Source organism: Actinomadura sp. NBRC 104425 (assembly GCF_030269545.1).
In the GTDB taxonomy this organism is placed as follows: domain Bacteria; phylum Actinomycetota; class Actinomycetes; order Streptosporangiales; family Streptosporangiaceae; genus Spirillospora; species Spirillospora keratinilytica.
The window spans coordinates 22269-39561 of sequence record NZ_BSTN01000011.1; the positions used below are offsets into that span (position 1 = coordinate 22269).

General features: G+C 75.0%; 12 protein-coding genes. 6 read left to right on the forward strand and 6 right to left on the reverse strand.

Translation table 11 applies throughout. The features are described from left to right. Window positions 1–4: 4 nt before the first annotated feature. Window positions 5–577, reverse strand: coding sequence for a sugar ABC transporter ATP-binding protein (locus tag QSK22_RS18115; RefSeq protein ID WP_285495389.1), 573 nt, complete (start codon window positions 575–577; stop codon window positions 5–7). A gap of 127 nt (window positions 578–704) precedes the next feature. Continuing rightward, window positions 705–1511 (reverse strand): DeoR/GlpR family DNA-binding transcription regulator, encoded by an 807-nt coding sequence (locus QSK22_RS18120; protein ID WP_285495390.1) that lies wholly within the window; start codon window positions 1509–1511, stop codon window positions 705–707. Between the two features lie 309 nt (window positions 1512–1820). Here QSK22_RS18120 and QSK22_RS18125 point away from each other — a divergent pair, with 309 nt between their 5' ends. The 4 genes from QSK22_RS18125 (at window position 1821) to QSK22_RS18140 (ending at window position 8227) form a co-directional block, all read left to right on the forward strand. After that, complete coding sequence (locus QSK22_RS18125) at window positions 1821–4433, forward strand: PA14 domain-containing protein (RefSeq protein WP_285495391.1); 2613 nt, start codon at window positions 1821–1823, stop codon at window positions 4431–4433. Window positions 4434–4758: 325 nt separating this feature from the next. After that, on the forward strand, window positions 4759–6243 hold the full coding sequence (gene crtI, locus QSK22_RS18130; protein WP_285495392.1) for a phytoene desaturase family protein: 1485 nt from the start codon (window positions 4759–4761) through the stop codon (window positions 6241–6243). Further along, a complete protein-coding gene (locus QSK22_RS18135) occupies window positions 6240–7214 on the forward strand; it encodes a phytoene/squalene synthase family protein (protein WP_285495393.1) in 975 nt (324 codons plus the stop codon). The genes crtI and QSK22_RS18135 overlap by 4 nt, the downstream gene beginning before the upstream one ends. Continuing rightward, on the forward strand, window positions 7211–8227 hold the full coding sequence (locus QSK22_RS18140; RefSeq protein WP_285495394.1) for a Rieske (2Fe-2S) protein: 1017 nt from the start codon (window positions 7211–7213) through the stop codon (window positions 8225–8227). The genes QSK22_RS18135 and QSK22_RS18140 overlap by 4 nt, the downstream gene beginning before the upstream one ends. On the opposite strand, the gene QSK22_RS18145 is transcribed toward QSK22_RS18140, so the two are convergent. Then, the gene (locus tag QSK22_RS18145; RefSeq protein ID WP_285495395.1) at window positions 8176–9798 is read right to left on the reverse strand and encodes an FAD-dependent oxidoreductase; all 1623 of its coding nucleotides are present in this window, start codon (window positions 9796–9798) and stop codon (window positions 8176–8178) included. The genes QSK22_RS18140 and QSK22_RS18145 overlap by 52 nt on opposite strands. Continuing rightward, the gene (locus QSK22_RS18150; protein ID WP_285495396.1) at window positions 9795–11030 is read right to left on the reverse strand and encodes a lycopene cyclase family protein; all 1236 of its coding nucleotides are present in this window, start codon (window positions 11028–11030) and stop codon (window positions 9795–9797) included. Before QSK22_RS18150 ends, QSK22_RS18145 begins: the two co-directional genes overlap by 4 nt. A gap of 480 nt (window positions 11031–11510) precedes the next feature. Here QSK22_RS18150 and QSK22_RS18155 point away from each other — a divergent pair, with 480 nt between their 5' ends. After that, a complete protein-coding gene (locus tag QSK22_RS18155; RefSeq protein ID WP_285495397.1) occupies window positions 11511–13265 on the forward strand; it encodes an ABC transporter ATP-binding protein in 1755 nt (584 codons plus the stop codon). Window positions 13266–13279: 14 nt separating this feature from the next. On the opposite strand, the gene QSK22_RS18160 is transcribed toward QSK22_RS18155, so the two are convergent. After that, entirely contained in the window at window positions 13280–13987 is a 708-nt protein-coding gene (locus QSK22_RS18160; RefSeq protein WP_285495398.1) for a response regulator transcription factor, read from the reverse strand. 95 nt (window positions 13988–14082) lie between these two features. Beyond that, window positions 14083–16656 carry a cation-translocating P-type ATPase gene (locus tag QSK22_RS18165; protein ID WP_285495399.1) on the reverse strand — a complete coding sequence of 858 codons (2574 nt, stop codon included), beginning with the start codon at window positions 16654–16656 and terminating at the stop codon, window positions 14083–14085. Window positions 16657–16946: 290 nt separating this feature from the next. On the opposite strand from QSK22_RS18165, the gene QSK22_RS18170 reads away from it, so the two are divergent. After that, on the forward strand, window positions 16947–17255 hold the full coding sequence (locus QSK22_RS18170; RefSeq protein ID WP_285495400.1) for a DUF3040 domain-containing protein: 309 nt from the start codon (window positions 16947–16949) through the stop codon (window positions 17253–17255). Window positions 17256–17293: the final 38 nt, after the last annotated feature.

Below are 17293 nucleotides of genomic sequence, written 5' to 3' on the forward strand. Positions count from 1 at the left end.
CGCATCATCCGTCCGCCCCGCCATCCGCGCAACCCCTCTTTTCCCGCGATTCGCAGATCGCCGAACGCAGGCGAGGCGGCCGCGGGCGCCTACAGGGGCGGCGGTTGCCGGCCAGGGCGGTCATGATGGTCCGCTCGGTGATCTGCGGGCCGGCCGGTTCGGCGGCGACGGTGCCGTCGCGCATCAGCACGACGCGGTCGGAGCCCTCCGCCAGTTCGCGCGGGTCGGAGGAGACGAGCAGGACGGCCAGGCCTTCGACGGCCGGTTCGTCCAGCGGGTCCCGCAGCCGGTGGCCGACGTAGACCACCGCGCGGCCCTCGGCGCGCAGCGCGGCGATGGTGCGGCGCAGCGCGGCGATGGTGCGGCGCAGCGCGGCGATGGTGCGGCGCAGCGCGGCGGCCTCGGCCGGTTCCATCGAGGCGGCGGGCTCGTCCAGGACGACCACCCGCGCCCCGAGGGAGCAGGCGCGGGCCGGCGCGACGAGCCTGCGCGCGCCCGCGGGCAGCGCGCCGAGAGGGCGGCGGACGTCGGCGGTCACCCCGTAGCGGGCGAGGACCTCCCGCGCGCGGGCTTTCATGCGGGCGGTGTCGATCAGCCCGAGGCGGGTGCGGGGGCTCGCGGCCGAGGAACAGGTTGCGGGCCACGCTCATCCGGGGCAGCAGGCCGGCGTCCTGGCAAGTTCGGTCACAGGCGATCCGAACCGGTCAGAGTCGAGCCACGTGCAACCGGACGCCCCGGGCGGTCAGCTCGTCCAGCTCCTCCTGCGCCGCCTGCTCGTCGGTGACCAGATGGTCGATGCGGTCGGCGGGGACGGTCTGCACCATCGTGTCCACACCGATCTTGGTGTGGTCGGCCAGCACCACGACCTCCTCGGCCGCCGCGGCCAGGGCGCGGTCGGCGCTGGCGACCTGCAGGTTCGGGGTGGACAGCCCGCGCTCGGCGGTCAGCCCGTTGCCGGAGATGAACGCCCGGCGGACCCGCAGCCCGGCCAGCGCCCGCTCGGCCTCGCTGCCGACCAGCGCCTGGGTGGCGCCGCGCAGGAGGCCGCCGGTGACCATGACCTCGATCCGCGGCGAACCGGCCAGGGCCTGCGCCACCAGCAGCGAGTTGGTGACGACGGCGAGCTCGGTGCGGGAGGTGAGGCGCTGCGCCAGGGCGAGGGTGGTGGTGCCGGGGCCGACGACGATCGCGTCGCCGTCCTCCACCAGCGCGGCGGCCAGGTCGGCGATGGCGGCCTTCTCGGCGGCGGCGACCTGCGCCTTCTGCAGGTAGGTGGGCTCGCGCGACAGCGCGCCGGGCAGCGAGGCGCCGCCGTGGTGCCGGTTGAGCAGCCCGTCGGCCTCCAGCGCCCGCACGTCGCGGCGGACGGTGACCTCCGACGACTGCACCGCCTCGGCGAGCTGGCGCAGCGACAGCGCGCCGTTGGCCCGGACCAGCTCCAGGATGCGCCTGCGGCGTTCGGCGGCGAACACCGGTCTGCGCGCGTCCGCCGGTCCCTGGTTCTCGCTCACTGTCTCCCGACCTCGCTCGGCGCCCCGAAACGATCCGACCGATTCCGATCGTAGTCAGTCAGGCCGGACGGTGCCCGGCCGCGCGGGAGACGGCCGGATCGGGTCAGAATGCGATCGCTTTAGATCGGAAGTGACCGAGATGTCTTGACCGAGTCGATCATTCGATGTTTGGTGGAGATCGGCCAAGGGTTCATATCTGTTCCTTCGATCGGTCCCGAGATCCGTCCGTCCCCGATCCACCCGCCCCCTGCACACGAGGATCCCCGGATGAACGCGAAGAGACCCCGTCCCCGGACCAGACCCCGACCCGTGCTCCTGGTGGCCCTGTTCGCCGCGCTCGTCTGGCAGTGCGTCGCGGCGCTCCCGGCCTCCGCCGCCGCCCCGGACGCCGCCCCGGACGCCGCCCAGGACGAGACGCGCCAGGGCCTGCGGGGCGACTACTACGTCAGCTCCGGCGCCGGCAAGTTCGACTTCCACGAGCTCAAGGCGACCGTCGTCGACCCCAACATCGAGATGTCCGACCTGGAGGGCGCCTTCCAGCAGCTCACCGGCCAGAGCGACGACGTCACGGTGCGCTGGACCGGCAAGATCAAGCCCGCCCACTCCGAGCCGTACACGTTCTCGATGATCGGCGACAACGGCTTCCGGCTGTGGATCGACGGCCGCCTGGTCATCGACAACTGGACCGACACCTGGGACCAGGAGAAGACCGGCGCGCCGATCGACCTGCAGGCCGGCACCGAGTACGACTTCAAGATCGAGTACTTCGAGCACTACGGCGGCTCCAACCTGCGGCTGAGCTGGCAGAGCCCGTCCCAGCCCAAGCAGATCGTGCCCGCCACCGCCTTCACCCTCCCCGACGGCTTCGACCCGCCGGGGCCGGCGGCCGAGGTGAGCGCGTCCGGCGACACCGTGCGGCTCGGCTTCGACGAGCCCCTGGCCGCCCCGCCCGCCGACGCGCACGAGCACTTCACCGTGACCGTCGGCGGCACCCCCTGGCCCGTCGAGTCCGCCGCCCGCGACTCCGCCGACAGCTCCGCGCTGCGCCTCAAGCTCGCCCACGCGATCCCCAAGCAGGCCGGCAACGGCGTGCGCGTAGCCTACGACGGCGCCGGCGGCGTCACCACCGCCGACGGAACCGCAGTCGAGGCGTTCAAGTACGCCCTGGCGTGGAACCGGTCCGACTACACCATCAAGACGCGGTGGGCCGACGACGTTGACCCGCGCAACCCGCTGCCCGAGTACCCGCGCCCGCAGCTCACCCGCGACCGCTGGCAGAGCCTGAACGGCACCTGGCAGTTCGCCTCCGCGAGCCAGGGCGAGGCGCCCCCGTTCGGCCGCACCCTCGGCGAGCGGATCGTCGTGCCGTACCCGGTCGAGTCGGCGCTGTCGGGCATCCAGCGGTCCGAGGAGCGCATGTGGTACCGCCGCACGTTCACCGTCCCGGCCGGCTGGCAGGTGAACAAGGGCCGCAACGGGCAGCGGCTGCTGCTGCACCTGGACGCCGTCGACTGGGAGGCCACGGTCTACGTCAACGGCAAGCGCGTCGCCGTGCACAAGGGCGGCTACGACCGGATCAGCGTGGACGTGACCGACGCCCTCAAGCCGGGACGCGGCCCGCAGGAGCTCATCGTCGGCGTGTACGACCCCACCGACCTGGACGGCCAGGCCGTCGGCAAGCAGCGCAAGACGCCCAGCGGCATCTGGTACACCCCGGCGTCGGGCATCTGGCAGACGGTGTGGATCGAGCCGGTCGCGCCCGCCCACATCACCGGGCTGAACAGCACCCCCGACGTCGCGGGGGAGGCGCTGCGCGTCACCGTCCAGGCGCAGAACGCCCCGGACGGCGCCCGCGCCGTCGTCACCGCCCGCGACGGCCGCCGCGTGGTCGGCCGCGCCACCGGCGCCCCCGGCACCGAACTGCGCGTGCCGGTGCCCGACCCGAAACTGTGGTCGCCCGACCGGCCGTTCCTGTACGACCTGGACGTCGCCCTGGTCGACGCCCGCGGCCGCACCCTCGACCGGACCGGCAGCTACTTCGGCATGCGCACCGTCGAGGTCAAGCAGGTCGGCGGCGTCAACCGAATCCTGCTCAACGGCGAGCCGCTGTTCCAGATGGGCCCGCTCGACCAGGGCTTCTGGCCGGACGGCATCTACACCGCGCCGACCGACGAGGCGCTGCGCTACGACCTGGAGGAGACCAAGCGGCTCGGCTTCAACACCGTCCGCAAGCACGTCAAGGTGGAGCCGGACCGCTGGTACGCCCACGCCGACCGCATCGGGCTGCTGGTGTGGCAGGACATGCCGTCGATGTTCGGGTCGTCCGACGCCGCCGAGCGCACCCAGTTCGAGACCGAGCTGCGCGCCCTGGTGGACCAGCACCGCAACTTCCCGTCCATCGTGATGTGGGTGCCGTTCAACGAGGGCTGGGGCCAGTACGACCAGGCCCGCATCGCCGACCTGGTCAAGAGCTGGGACCCGTCCCGCCTGGTGGACAACATGAGCGGCGTCAACTGCTGCGGCGCCGTCGACGGCGGCAACGGCGACGTCGTCGACTACCACATCTACCCGGGCCCCGGCACGCCGGCCGCCCCGTCCGCCACCCGCGCCTCGGTGCTCGGCGAGTACGGCGGGCTCGGACTGCCCGTCATCGGCCACACCTGGTCCGGCGGCGGCTGGGGCTATGCGGTCGAGCCCGACCCCGAGTCGCTCACCGACCGGTACGCCGGGATGAGCGAGGAACTGCGCAGGCTGCGCACCTGCAACGGGCTCAGCGCTGCGATCTACACCCAGACCACCGACGTCGAGACCGAGTTGAACGGGCTCATCACCTATGACCGCGCGGTGGTCAAACCCGACGTCGACCGGATCCGGGCCGCCAACCGGTCCGTGATCGACGAGACCCCCGTCGACTGCGGCTGACCGGCCCCTGACCGCGGGCGGGCGGCGCCGCGGCGCGCCGCCCGCCCCGCCCCCTCGTCCCACCCCGGCACGTCAGACAGGTGGTCAGCGGCGCGTTCCTGGTCCTGGTCGTGGTCGCCCGGCGGGTCCTCAGCCGCACCCGGCGCCTGACCTGACCGGCGCCCGCCCCGCCGACCGCAAAAAGAACGGCGGGCTCCTGCCATGAACGCGTCCCGACCCGCCCGGGGAGAAGCCAAGAAATCTTGGCGGAATCCGCGGGCGGCGGTGCGGTTCGGACGGCTGCGGCAGGGGACGTCGTCCGCCGGACAGGACAGGGAGGGCGCCGATGCCGGACCATGTGGTGGTCGTCGGGGCCGGGCTGTCCGGGCTGTCGGCCGCGCTGCACCTGCTGGGGGCGGGGTGCCGGGTCACGGTGGTGGAGCGCTCCGGCGAGCCGGGCGGCCGGGCCGGACGGCTCGACCTGGGCGGGTGCCGCGCCGACGGCGGCGCCACCGTGCTGACCATGCCGCACCTGGCCGACGAGGCGTTCCGCGCCGTCGGCGACCGGCTCGCCGACCGGGTGGAGCTGCTCGAACTGCATCCGGCGTACCGCATGGTGTACCCCGACGGGTCGGCCCTGGACGTGCACACCCGCGCCGAGGCGATGGAGGAGGAGGTGCGGCGGTTCGCCGGCCCCGGTGCGGCCGCGGGGTACCGGCGGCTGCGGACCTGGCTGAGCGACCTGTACGGCGTGCAGATGCGCCGGTTCATCGACGCCGACTTCGACTCCCTGCTGCAACTGCTCACCCCCGACCTGGCCAGGCTGGCGGCCCTGGGGGGATTCGGCCGCCTGGACGCGCGCGTCCGCCGGTTCCTGCCGGACGAACGGCTGCGCCGCGCGTTCACCTTCCAGGCCCTGTACGCGGGGGTGCCGCCCCACCGGGCCCTGGCCGCCTACGCCGTCATCGCCTACATGGACACCGTGGCCGGGGTGTACTTCCCGCGCGGCGGCATGCACGCCCTGACACGGGCCATGGCAGACGCCGCGGCCGACGCGGGCGGCGAGTTCCGCTGGGGGTGCGAGGTCACCGCCCTGGACCGGTGCGGCGACCGCGTGACCGCCGTGCGCACCCGCGCAGGCGGCCGCATCCCCTGCGACGCGGTCGTGCTCACCGTGGAGCTGCCGGCCGCCTACCGCCTGCTGGGCCGCACGCCGCGGCGCGTGCTGCCGCTGCGCCACTCGCCGTCGGCGGTCGTGCTACACGCGGTCACCGCCCGCACCTGGCCGCGGCTCGGACACCACACGATCTTCTTCGGCGAGGCCTGGAAACGCACGTTCCGCGAGATCATCCGCACCGGCCGGGTGATGAGCGACCCGTCGCTGCTGGTCACCCGCCCCACCGCGAGCGACCCCGCGCTGGCGCCCGGGGGCAGGCAGCTGCTGTACATCCTCGCGCCCTGCCCCAACACCGCCGTCGGCCCCAGCGCCCGCGAGTGGCGCGTCCTGGGCCCGCGCTACCGCGACGCGCTGGTGGCGGAGCTGGAGCGCCGCGGCCTGCACGGCCTGGACGCCTCCATCGAAAGCGAACGGCTGGTCACCCCGGCCGACTGGACGGCGCTGGGCCATGCGGCGGGCACGCCGTTCTCGGTCGCCCACACCTTCACGCAGACCGGCCCGTTCCGGCCGCGCAACCGTGTGCGGGGCGTCGGCAATGCGGTCCTGGCGGGCTGCGGCACCACACCCGGCGTCGGCGTGCCCACCGTGCTCATCTCCGGGAAACTGGCCGCCGCCCGCCTCGTCCGGCCGCGCCGCGGGAGGCGGATGCCATGACCCGGCGGGAACTGGACGCGGCGGGCATCACCGATCCGGCCCTGCGCAGGGCCTACGCGCGCTGCAGGAGGCTCAACGCGCGGCACGGCCGCACCTACTTCCTGGCCACCCGGCTGCTGCCCGCGGCGCGCCGTCCCGCCGTCCACGCGCTGTACGGGTTCGCCCGCTGGGCCGACGACATCGTCGACGACCTCGACCGCGACGTCACGCCGCGGCGGCGCGCCGAAGCCCTGCACGCCCTGGAGGAGCAGCTGGTGGCCGGGCTGCGCGACGGCACCAGCGCCGAACCCGTCGTGCGCGCCCTGGCGCACACGGCGGCGGTCTACGACATCGACCACCGGTACTTCCTGGACTTCCTGGCCTCCATGCGCAGCGACCTGGAGGTCACCCGCTACGCCACCTACGCCGACCTGGAGGTCTACATGTACGGCTCCGCCGCCGTCATCGGCCTGCAGATGCTGCCGGTGCTCGGCACGGTGACGCCGCGGGAGGAGGCGGCTCCGCACGCGGCGGCGCTCGGCATCGCCTTCCAGCTCACCAACTTCCTGCGGGACGTCGGCGAGGACCTCGACCGTGGCCGCGTCTACCTGCCCGAGGACCTGCTGGACGCGCACGGGGTCGACCGGGAGCTGCTGCGCTGGAGCCGCGACACCGGCCGCCCCGACCCCCGCATCCGCTCCGCGCTGCGCGCCGCCGCCGACCTGGCCGAAGGCGTGTACCGCCAGGCCGCGCCGGGCCTGGACATGCTCGACCCCGTCTCGCGGCCGTGCATCCGCACCGCCTACGTCCTGTACCGCGACATCCTGCGCGTCATCGAGGCGGACGGGTACGCGGTGCTGCACCGGCGGGCCGTCGTGCCGCGCGGGCGGCGGGCGGCGGTGGCGCTCGGCGGCGCCGCGCGGGCGGCGGCCGCCCGGCTGCGCACCCGCGCGCCCAGCCGGGGGGATACGGCGCCGGAGGTCCCGCGGTGACCGCCCCGCGCCGGCCGCTGTTGCCGCTGCGGCTGCGGCGTCCCGTGCGCTGGCAGGACCAGCGGCCCACCTGGCGGGACGCCCGGCCGTCGATCATCGCGGCGGCGCTGAAACGGGCCGCCGCCCGGCCGTCCGGCAACTGGTACGTGCTGGGCGCCAGCCGGGACATCGGGCGCGGCGGGCGCCCCTACGCGCGGACGGTCGCCGGGCTGGAGGTCATCGCGTGGCGCGGCCGCGACGGGCTGCTGCAGGCGGGCGCCGGCACCTGCCCGCATCTGGGCGCCCCGCTGCGGGACGCCCGCGTCGTGTGCGGCGCGGTCGTGTGCCACTGGCACGGGCTCGCCCTGGACGGCACCCCCTACGCGGGCTGGGAGCCCTACCCCGCCTACGACGACGGCGTGCTGGCCTGGGTGCGGCTCGACGAGGTCGGCGGCGAGCCGCCGCTGGAGCGTCCCGTCGTGCCGGACAGGCCGGATGCAAAGCGCCGCATCGAGGCGGTGTTCGACGCCGAGGGCGCCTGCGAACCGGAGGACGTGATCGCCAACCGGCTCGACCCCTGGCACGGCGGCTGGCTGCACCCGTACTCGTTCGTCGATCTGACGGTGCGGCGGGCGCCGGCGCAGCGCCCGGCCGGCGGGGCGGAGGAGGACGACTGCTTCCTCGTGGACGTGTCGTTCAAGGTGGCGGGCCGCGCCGTCGTCCCCGTCCGGGCCCGGTTCACCGCCCCCGGACCCCGCACGGTCGTCATGCGCATCCTCGACGGGGAAGGCCGCACGTCGGCGGTGGAGACGCACGCCACGCCGCTCGGGCCGGGCCCGGACGGCGCGCCGCGGACCGCCGTCGTGGAGGCGGTCCTGGCCGTCTCCGACCGGCCGGGGTTCGCGGTCGCCCGCGCGATGGCGCCGCTGCTGCGCCCCCTGATGCGGCAGACCGCCGGGCGGCTGTGGCGCGACGACCTCGCCTACGCCGAACGCCGCTGGCAGTTGCGCGCGTCCGGCCGGTTCCCCGGGTGAGGCGAGGCCGACCGGTCCGGGTCGCGTCCGGCGCGGGTCCGTGCGGCCAGGGCGGCGACCGCGCGCAGTATCCGCGAGCGGCCGGCCCGCGGCACCGTCCACAGCGGCTGCCCCCGGACGCCCCAGCGGGCCAGCAGCGCGTTGGCGGCCAGGAAACCGCTGGTCGCGGCGCGCTCCATCAGCGCCACCGGCAGGTCCGTGCGGACCAGGTCGCCCGCCAGCACCACGTCCGGGTGCGGTGTGCGCACCATCGGCCTGTCGCGGTGGCCGCCCGCGGCGAACAGCGGGCAGTCCTCCCGCCACAGGTGCCGGACGTCGACGATCCGCACGCCGCGCGTCTCCGGGTAGACGCGATGCAACTGCGCCACGAGCCGCTCCTGTTCGGCGCGCCGGTCGCAGGACGCGGGCAGCGCGTAGGCGTGCAGTTCCACGACCGAACCGCCGGTGCGGACGGCCCAGCGCGCCGCCTCGCCCTCCCAGCGGTCCAGCACGCTGACATTGTCGAGCGTCGGGAAACCGCCGGTGGCCAGGAAGGCGGGCCGACGGGCGTGCGGCGGGCGGTCCAGCCACAGCCGCGACACCAGGAACGGCGGCGCGGCGCGCAGCCGCTGAACGCGCGCCCGCCACGCCGGGTCGCCCAGATCCGGCGAGCGCGCGATCATGCCGCGCAGCCCGTTGACGTCCAGCGCGAGCACCACCGCGTCGTAGCGGCCGAAGTCGCCCTCGGCCACCACGTCGGCGCCGCCGCCGGCCCGCGGCCCGATCCGCTCCACGGGAGTGCCGGTGAGCAGCCGCACCCCCCGTGTGGCCAGGTAGGCGGCCAGCGGGTCCCACAGCGCCTGCGGGAACGGTTCGCGGACGACGTCGAACAGCAGCCCCTCGGCCGACCCGAGGAAGTAGACGTGGAACATCAACGCCAGCTCGGCGGCCGACAGCCGGTCCGGGTCGGCGAAGAAGCTGCGGGAGAACACCTCGAACGCCAGCCGCCGGGCCGCCTCGGGAAAACCCACCGCGGCCAGGTACCGCGCGGCGCCGGTGCCGTCGAGCCGTTCGTAGATGTCCGGGACGCGCACATCCAGCAGGGGACCGGCCGCCGCCAGGTTCAAGCGGGCCAGGTCCCGCCAGCGGAAGCTGGGGCTGAGCGCCACGAAGCCCAGCGCGTTCCACGGCGGAGTCCGCGGCACCCGGGCGAACCGGTCGGACCGGCCGTCGCCGTGCAGGAGCGGATAGTCCGGCAGGCCCGCCAGCATGCCGAGATCCCCGTCCACCCGGCGCAGCAGCCCGCGCAGGTTGTAGTACTGGCGGAAGAACGCGTGGAACCCGCGGGTCATGGTGGCGCGGGAGCCGTCGGCCAGTGTCACCGGCCACCCGGCCAGCCGCCCGCCGAGCACCGGCTCCCGCTCGTACAGCGTGACCCGCGCGCCGCGTTCGGCGAGCACGGTCGCGGCCGCCGTTCCCGCGATGCCCCCGCCGACCACCGCGACGGCGGGCGCGTCGCCGTCGAACCGGGCGCGTCCGCCGGGCGCGGGAACCGGTTCCGCGCGCCTGTCCCGGCCGGGCCGGCGGTTCACGACCGCACCGCCCGGCGGTCCGCCGCGGACACCGGGGCGGGACGGGCGGGACGGTCCCTGCGGGGCAGCAGCGGAACCTCGCAAGCGGTGCGCAGCATGGGCAGCACCGGGGTGCGCAAGCCGATCGCGATGTCCTCCCACAGGCGGGTGCCGCCGTCCAGGAACCGCAGCAGACGCGCCGTCGGCGTGTTCTCGAACAGGCCGGTGAAGAACCGCGCGCCGTCGACCCGCTCCCGCAGCAGGAGCCTCAGCAGCACCGCGTCCATCGCGCGAGCGCGCGCCGAGTACGGTGCGGGCGGCACGGGCACGGCCCCGCGCCGGCAGGCGGCGGCGATGGCCCGGCACTGCCGTTGGATCGCGGCGAACGTGTAGCCGGTGGCGGGACGCGTCGCACCCCCGGCCGTGCCGATGCGGAACACCGAACGCCCCACCCGGCGCGGGAAGACCGCGTCGGTCATGGGGATCACGCCTTGCTCGCACCCGTGGACCTGCACGGACCCCAGACGCAGCACTTCGCGCGTGTAGTGCCGCAGCCGCCGCTCGTAGGCGTCCCGGGTCAACGGGGCGGGGGAGAACTCGGTGTACTCCACCAGCGCCTCGTCCGGGCCGGTCGGGAGCACGTATCCGAACGAGACCCCGTGGCGCGGCTGCGGGGTGCGGAAGTCCATCAGCAGGGCGACGTCGGGGTCGAAGACGGGCGCGTCGGTGCGCAGGAACCAGCCGCGGAAGTGCTGCAGCAGGGTGCTGCGGGCCCGCGGCAGATCACGCGGCGGACGCGAGTCGAACACCCAGCGGGCCCGCAGCGTCACCCGCCGCCCGCCTTCCGCGGTGCCGGAGACCTCGGCGCCGCCGCGGACGTCGCGCACCGTGTCGACGTCGGCGTGCACCGTCCGCACCCCGGCGTGCCGGGCGAGCCTGCGTTCCACCAGCTCCCGGAAGGCGGTCGAGCGGATCATCTTGTAGCGGTAGGGCGCCGGCCGGTGCACGCTCCCGGTGCCGTCCCGACCCACCACGCGCAGCCGCCGCCAGGACGCGGTGACGGCGTCCTCGAACTCGCCGTCGCCCTCCTCCCAGAAGCACCAGGTGCGCTCGGGCGGGCGCAACGCCTGGTCGAGCGCGTCCACGAGCGTCACCGCGGGCGGCGCCCCGGGGCCGTCCGCCCCGGCGAGGCGGTGGGCCAGTGACAGGCCGGCCGCCCCCGCACCGACGATGATCACGTCCGACTGGTCCATGCCCCCTCCCCGCCGTCGCCCGCGTCCTCCCCGAACCGGCGGCCATTACACTCGCCGCCGGGCCCGCCGCGCCGCGGCAACCCGCGCGGCAGGGATGATCGGCCGATCGCCGCCCGCCCCGCCGGCCGACTTTCAGCACATTCTTAGCTTCCTTTCAGAGCGCTTATAGATCGGCCATAGCGGGGTCATAGGAATGGCTGGTTTCGTTCTTTTGTGTCAGGGCCGAAAGGCCGGACGACAAAGAACGGGGGTTCTCGCATGAGCTTCCAGAAGATTGTCCCGGGGGCTGGCGGAGGGCAGCCATGGCCGAGACCGCGTTACCGCAGGTACCGCAGGTTCTACCGGCGGCGGCGCCGGTTCTACCGCAGGCACCGGTGGTACTGGTACTAGGCCGGCCGCACGGGTGAACGGCTGACCTGAGCAGAGCCGGGCGGGTGAACGGCCCGCCGGGCTCTTCTCATGCGCGGGAGGGAGGGAAGCGTGCCGCTGCTGACGGTTTCCGACGAGGTGCGGTCGGTGGCGGCCGCGTTCCGGCGTTTCTGGCCCTACACGCGGGGCGACCGCCGCTTGCTGCTGTTCAGCGGTGTCTGCGCGGTCGCCGCGGCGGTGTGCGAGGTCGCCGCGATCTGGCTGTTCGGCGTCATCACCGACAAGGCGCTGGCGGCCCGGGACCTGGACGCGTTCTGGCGGCCCGCGCTGTCCTGGCTGGCGCTGGCTCTGGCGGCCGGGCTGGTGAGCTTCGGCGGCGAGTACACCACGGCGCTGGCGGGGGAGCGGTTCCTGCTGCGGCTGCGCGACGGGGTGTTCGCCCACATCCAGCGGATGTCGCCCGACTTCTTCGACCGGCGCCGCCTCGGCGACCTGATGGCCCGGCTCACCGACGACATCGAGGCGATCGAGGAACTGGTGGCCTCCGGCCTGGTGCAGGCGGTGACGGCGCTGGTCAGCGTCGTGTTCTTCGCCGGTGCGGCGCTCTACGTGCGGTGGGACCTGGCTCTGGTGGCGTGCGCGCTGGTGCCGCTGTTCGTCGTCACGGCCAAGGTGTTCGCGGCGCGGCTGCACGCGGCGGCGGCCCGCGAGCGCGCCAGCAACGGCGTGATGAACAGCATCGTCGAGGAGGGCCTGGCCAACCAGGCGCTGGTGCAGTCCTGCAACCGGCAGGCCGCCGAGGCGTCCCGGCTGCACCGCGAGGGGCGCCGCTGGATGGCCGCCAAGATGGCCGAGGCGCGGCTGACGGCGTCCTACGGGCCGCTGATCGAAGTGCTGGAGACGGTGTGCGTGCTGGTGGTGCTCGGCATGGGCGCCTGGGAGCTGTCGCGCGACCGCCTCACGCTGGGCGGGCTGCTGGCGTTCGCCGCGTATTTGGGCTACCTGTACCCGCAGATCCAGTCGCTGGGACGGCTGGCGCTCACCGCGGGCGAGGCGGCGGCGGGCGCGGACCGCGTCATGCAGGTGTTCGACACCCGGCCCGAGATCACCGACCGGCCGTCCGCGCGGCCGCGGCCGGCGGCGCGGGGCCATGTCGCCTTCGACGCCGTCACCTTCGGCTATCCGGGCACCGGCCGGACGGTGCTGGACGGGCTGACGTTCCGGACCCGCCCCGGCGACCTGGTGCTGGTGACCGGCCCGAGCGGCAGCGGCAAGTCCACGATCGCCAAGCTGCTGCTGCGCTTCCACGACCCGATCGCGGGCGGCATCCGCCTGGACGGCGTGCCCATCTGCGACCTGACCCTGCACGCCCTGCGCGCGAGCGTCACCCTGCTGGCGCAGGAGAGCCTGCTGTTCTCCGGGACGGTCCGCGACAACATCGCCTACGGGCGGCCCGGCGCGAGCGACGCCGACGTCGTGGCGGCGGCGAAGGCGGCCGGCGCGCACGACTTCATCACCGCCCTGCCGCAGGGCTACGACACGCCGGTGGGGCAGCGCGGGCGGCTGCTGTCGGGCGGGCAGCGGCAGCGCATCGCGATCGCCCGCGCGATGATCCGCAACACCCCGGTTGTGATCCTGGACGAGCCGACCACCGGCCTGGACGAGGCCGCCGCCCGCCGCATCCTGGCTCCGCTGCGCCGCCTCATGGAGGGCCGCACCACCATCCTGATCACCCATGACCCGCACCTGGCGCCGCGTCCCGACCAGGTCATCGACCTGGGCGCCGGCGCCGCGTCCCCGCACGTGCTCGGCAACGGCAGCGCGGACCGGGGCGGACCGGCGGCGCAGCCCACCACGCACCGGTGACGGGCGGCCCCGGGTCACAGCGGGCTTTCGCGCAGCGTGTAGCCGACGCCGCGCACCGTCTGGATCAGCCGGGGCTCGCCGCCCTCCTCGGTCTTGCGCCGCAGGTACCCGATGTACACGTGCAGCGAGTTGGAGTTGCGGCCGAAGTCGCAGCCCCAGACCTCCTCCTGCAGCCAGCCGCGCTCCAGCACCCGCCGCGGACGCCGCAGCAGCATCTCCAGCAGGGTGAACTCGGTGGGCGACAGCGTCAGCCGGCGCATCCCCCGCCACACCTCGCGGGTCGCCACGTTCATGGCCAGGTCGGCGAACCGCAGCACCTCCCCGTCGCCGCCGGTGACCTCGCTGCGCGCGCGGCGGATCAGGGCGCGCAGCCGGGCCAGCAGCTCCTCCAGCGCGAACGGCTTGCACAGGTAGTCGTCGGCGCCCGCGTCCAGCCCGGCCACCCGGTCGGCGACCTCGGTGCGCGCGGTGAGCATCAGCACCGGCATGTCGTGGCCGCGGCCGCGCATCATCCGGCATGCGCCGAAGCCGTCGAGGCCGGGCAGCATCACGTCCAGGACGACGGCGTCGGGGCGGCCGTCCTCCAGGGCGGCCAGCGCCTCGATGCCGTCCCCGGCCAGGGCGACCTCGTAGCCGTGGAACCGCAGGACGTGGTCGAGTGCGGAGCGTACCGCCGGGTCGTCGTCGACCACCAGGATCCGTGCCCGCTCAGGGTCCCCCATAGCGTCGAGCGTAAGGAGAAGAAAGTCAGATTCCGGTCAGCGGCGGATGAGATTCACCTGACGAATCCGGATGAACGGCCGCTAATGGTGCTTTCCTATCGTTTCGGTGGATGCAGGATGCGGTCGAGGCGCACGGCGGCGTAGCCGAGGACCGACAGCCCCAGCACGGCCCCCAGCTGCCCGGCGGTCAGCGGTTCGGTGCCGAGCAGCCCGCGCAGCGGGGGCAGGTAGAGCCCGGCCAGCTGCAGTCCCAGGGCGGCCGCGACGGCGGCGAGCAGCATCGGATTGCTGCGGGACCCCGGCCGGGATCGCGACCCGATCGCCGCCGCGAGCTGCGTGGCGCCGAGGGCGAGGAACGCCATGCTCTGCCAGGGGCGCCCGGTGTGGTACGCCCAAGCCGCCACCCCCAGGGTGACGGCGGTGAGCACGAACGCGACGCGCAGCACGCGCTGCCACAGCCCCGCGCCCATGATGGTCTCCGAAGGCGGGCGCGGCGGCCGGTCCATGGCGCCGCGCTCGACGGGCTCGCCGCCCAGGGCGACGCCCGGCAGCCCGTGGGTGAGCAGGTTGATCCACAGGATCTGCGCGGGCAGCAGCGGCAGCGCCGGCCCGAAGGCGGGCCCGAGCAGCATGACCGCGATCTCCGCGGCGCCGCCGGACAGCCCGTAGACCAAAAAGCGCCGGATGTTGCCGTAGACGCGGCGGCCCTCCTCGGTCGCGGCGGCCACGGTGCGCAGGTCGTCGTCGGCCAGCACCAGGTCGGCGGCCTGGCGGGCGACCTCGGTGCCGCGCCGCCCCATGGCCACGCCGATGTCGGCGCGGCGCAGCGCGGGCCCGTCGTTCACCCCGTCCCCGGTCATCGCGACCACCTCGCCGCGCTCGCGCATGGCCTGGATGATGTCCAGCTTCTGCGCCGGGGTGGCGCGGGCGAACACCGACGTGCCGGGTTCGGCGGCCGCGTGCGGGGCGCGGCAGTCGGCCACCGGGTCGTCCGGGCCGATGACGCCCAGCTCGGCGGCGATGGCGCGGGCGGTGCCGGGATGGTCGCCGGTGATGAGCACCGGCCGGATCCCCGCGCGGCGGCAGGCGGCGATGGTCCCGGCGGCCGCCGCGCGGGGCGGGTCGACGATCGCCACCAGGCCGAGCAGGCGCAGGCCCCGCTCCAGGTCCTCGCCGGGGCCCGGGGCGGACGGCCGGGTGGCCGCGGCGACCGCGAGCACCCGGAAACCGTCGCGGGCCAGTTCGTCGGCGCGGGCGGCGGCGCGGGCCACCAGCCCCTGGTCGTCCTCCAGAACCGCCCCGCCGAGCATCGCCTCCGGCGCCCCCTTGCAGACGACGCGGAAACCCCCGCTCGGCAGCCGGTGCACGGTGGTCATGCGCTTGCGGTCGCTGTCGAAGGGCCGTTCGGCCACCCGCGGGCAGCGTTCGTGCAGCTCGCGGCGGTCGATGCCGAGCTTGGCGGCCGCGGCGAGCAAAGCGGCCTCGGTCGGGTCGCCCAGCGCCGTCCACTCCCCGCCCGCGTCCCCGGGAGGCGACAGCCGCGCGTCGTTGCACAGCACCGCGGCCGTCAGCAGCTCGGTCATCCCGTACGGGTCGGGGGCGTCGAGCGTGCGGCCGTCCACCTCGATCCGGCCGTCCGGGGAGTAGCCGGAGCCGGTCACGGCGGCCTCCGCGGCCGGCGTCCACAGGCGGCGCGCGACCGTCCGGCCCTCGGTGAGCGTGCCGGTCTTGTCGGTGGCCAGCACCGTGACCGACCCCAGCGTCTCCACCGCCGACAGCCCCCTGATCAGGGCGTTCCGCGCGGCCATCCGGCGGGCGCCCAGGGCCAGGCCGAGCGTCACCACGGCGGGCAGCGATTCGGGGACGGCCGCCACCACCAGGCTGATCGCGGTGACCACCATCAGCTCGACCGGCTGCCCCCGCACCAGCCCGAGCGCCAGCACGACCGCGCACAGGAAGACCGCGACACCGGCCAGCATCCGGCCGACACCGGCCAGACGCCGCTGCAGCGGTGTCAGGCCGGCACCGTCGCCCAGCATCGCCGCGATCCGCCCCGTCGTGCTCGCCGCTCCCGTCGCGGTGACCACGGCGCGCCCCCGGCCCTTGACCACCACCGTGCCCGCCGACACCGCCGCGTCCTCGGGGACGGTGCCGCCGAGAGCGCCCGTCGCCGTCTTGTGCACCGGGACCGACTCCCCGGTCAGGGCGGACTCGTCCACCGTCAGCGCCGCCGCCTCCACGACCGCGGCGTCGGCCGCGACGATGTCGCCCTCGGCCAGCACGAGCAGGTCGCCGACCACGACGTCGGCTGCGGGGATCTGCAGCTGCGTCCCGTCCCGGACCACCCGCGCGGTCGGCGCGGTCAGATCGGACAGCGCGCTGATCGCCCGGTCGGCGCGGATCTCCTGGCCCACCCCGACCGCGGTGTTCACCACGACCACCAGCAGGATCACGGCCATGTCGGTCCAGTCGCCGGTGGCGAGGGTCAGCGCGGCCGCCGCCAGCAGCACCAGGATCAGCGGGTCGCGCAGCTGGGACAGCACCCGCCGCCACGCGGGCACCGGCGGACGCGACGGCAGGACGTTCGGCCCGTCACGGCGCAGCCGCAGCGCCGCGTCCGCCGACGACAGGCCCTCTGCAAGGGCCGTCGATGTGTCCTCGCGCCGCATCACGCAAACCCCCACCCGTCCCGCCGACCGCGGCCGCGTGGTCCGCGCGGCCGGCCTCCAGTCTCGGCGGGCCTCTGCCGCTCGCCCAGGGACGAAGGTCCCGCCGACCCCGAGGCGCCATGCCCCGGCCGGACCGACCTTGGGGACCTCGGTACCGGCCTTTTGGCGCCGCTAGCGGATCGGTGTCCGATGTCCGGGTACGTCCTGCCTGCCGCCCCGAGCAGCGCAGGCGCTCACGGAGGGGGCGTGACCGGTGGCCGCTGCGGCCGTGCGCCGAGAGGTGGACGGGGATGGGACTGCCAGGCGAGGAGCGGACCGTGCTGAGGCGGATCGACGCGGAGTTGGAACGCGACGATCCGGATCTGGCCCGGCGGCTGAGAACCTTCACCGGCGCGGACGGGGCGGCCGTGTCATGGCGTCCGCCGCGGGTCGCGGTGGCCGTGGCGGCGTCGGTCGCCGCGGTGGCGGTGTTCCTGGTCGCCATGGTGGTCGTCCTGGCCGCACGCCATCCCTGCTCGCCGCGCACCGGCACGTCCGCTGCGGACGTGCCCGCGCACGAGGCGCGGCCCGCCGCCCGCTCCGGGACGAGACCGTGTTGACCGCGCGACCCGCCGGCCGCCGGGCCGTCTCCGTGCCG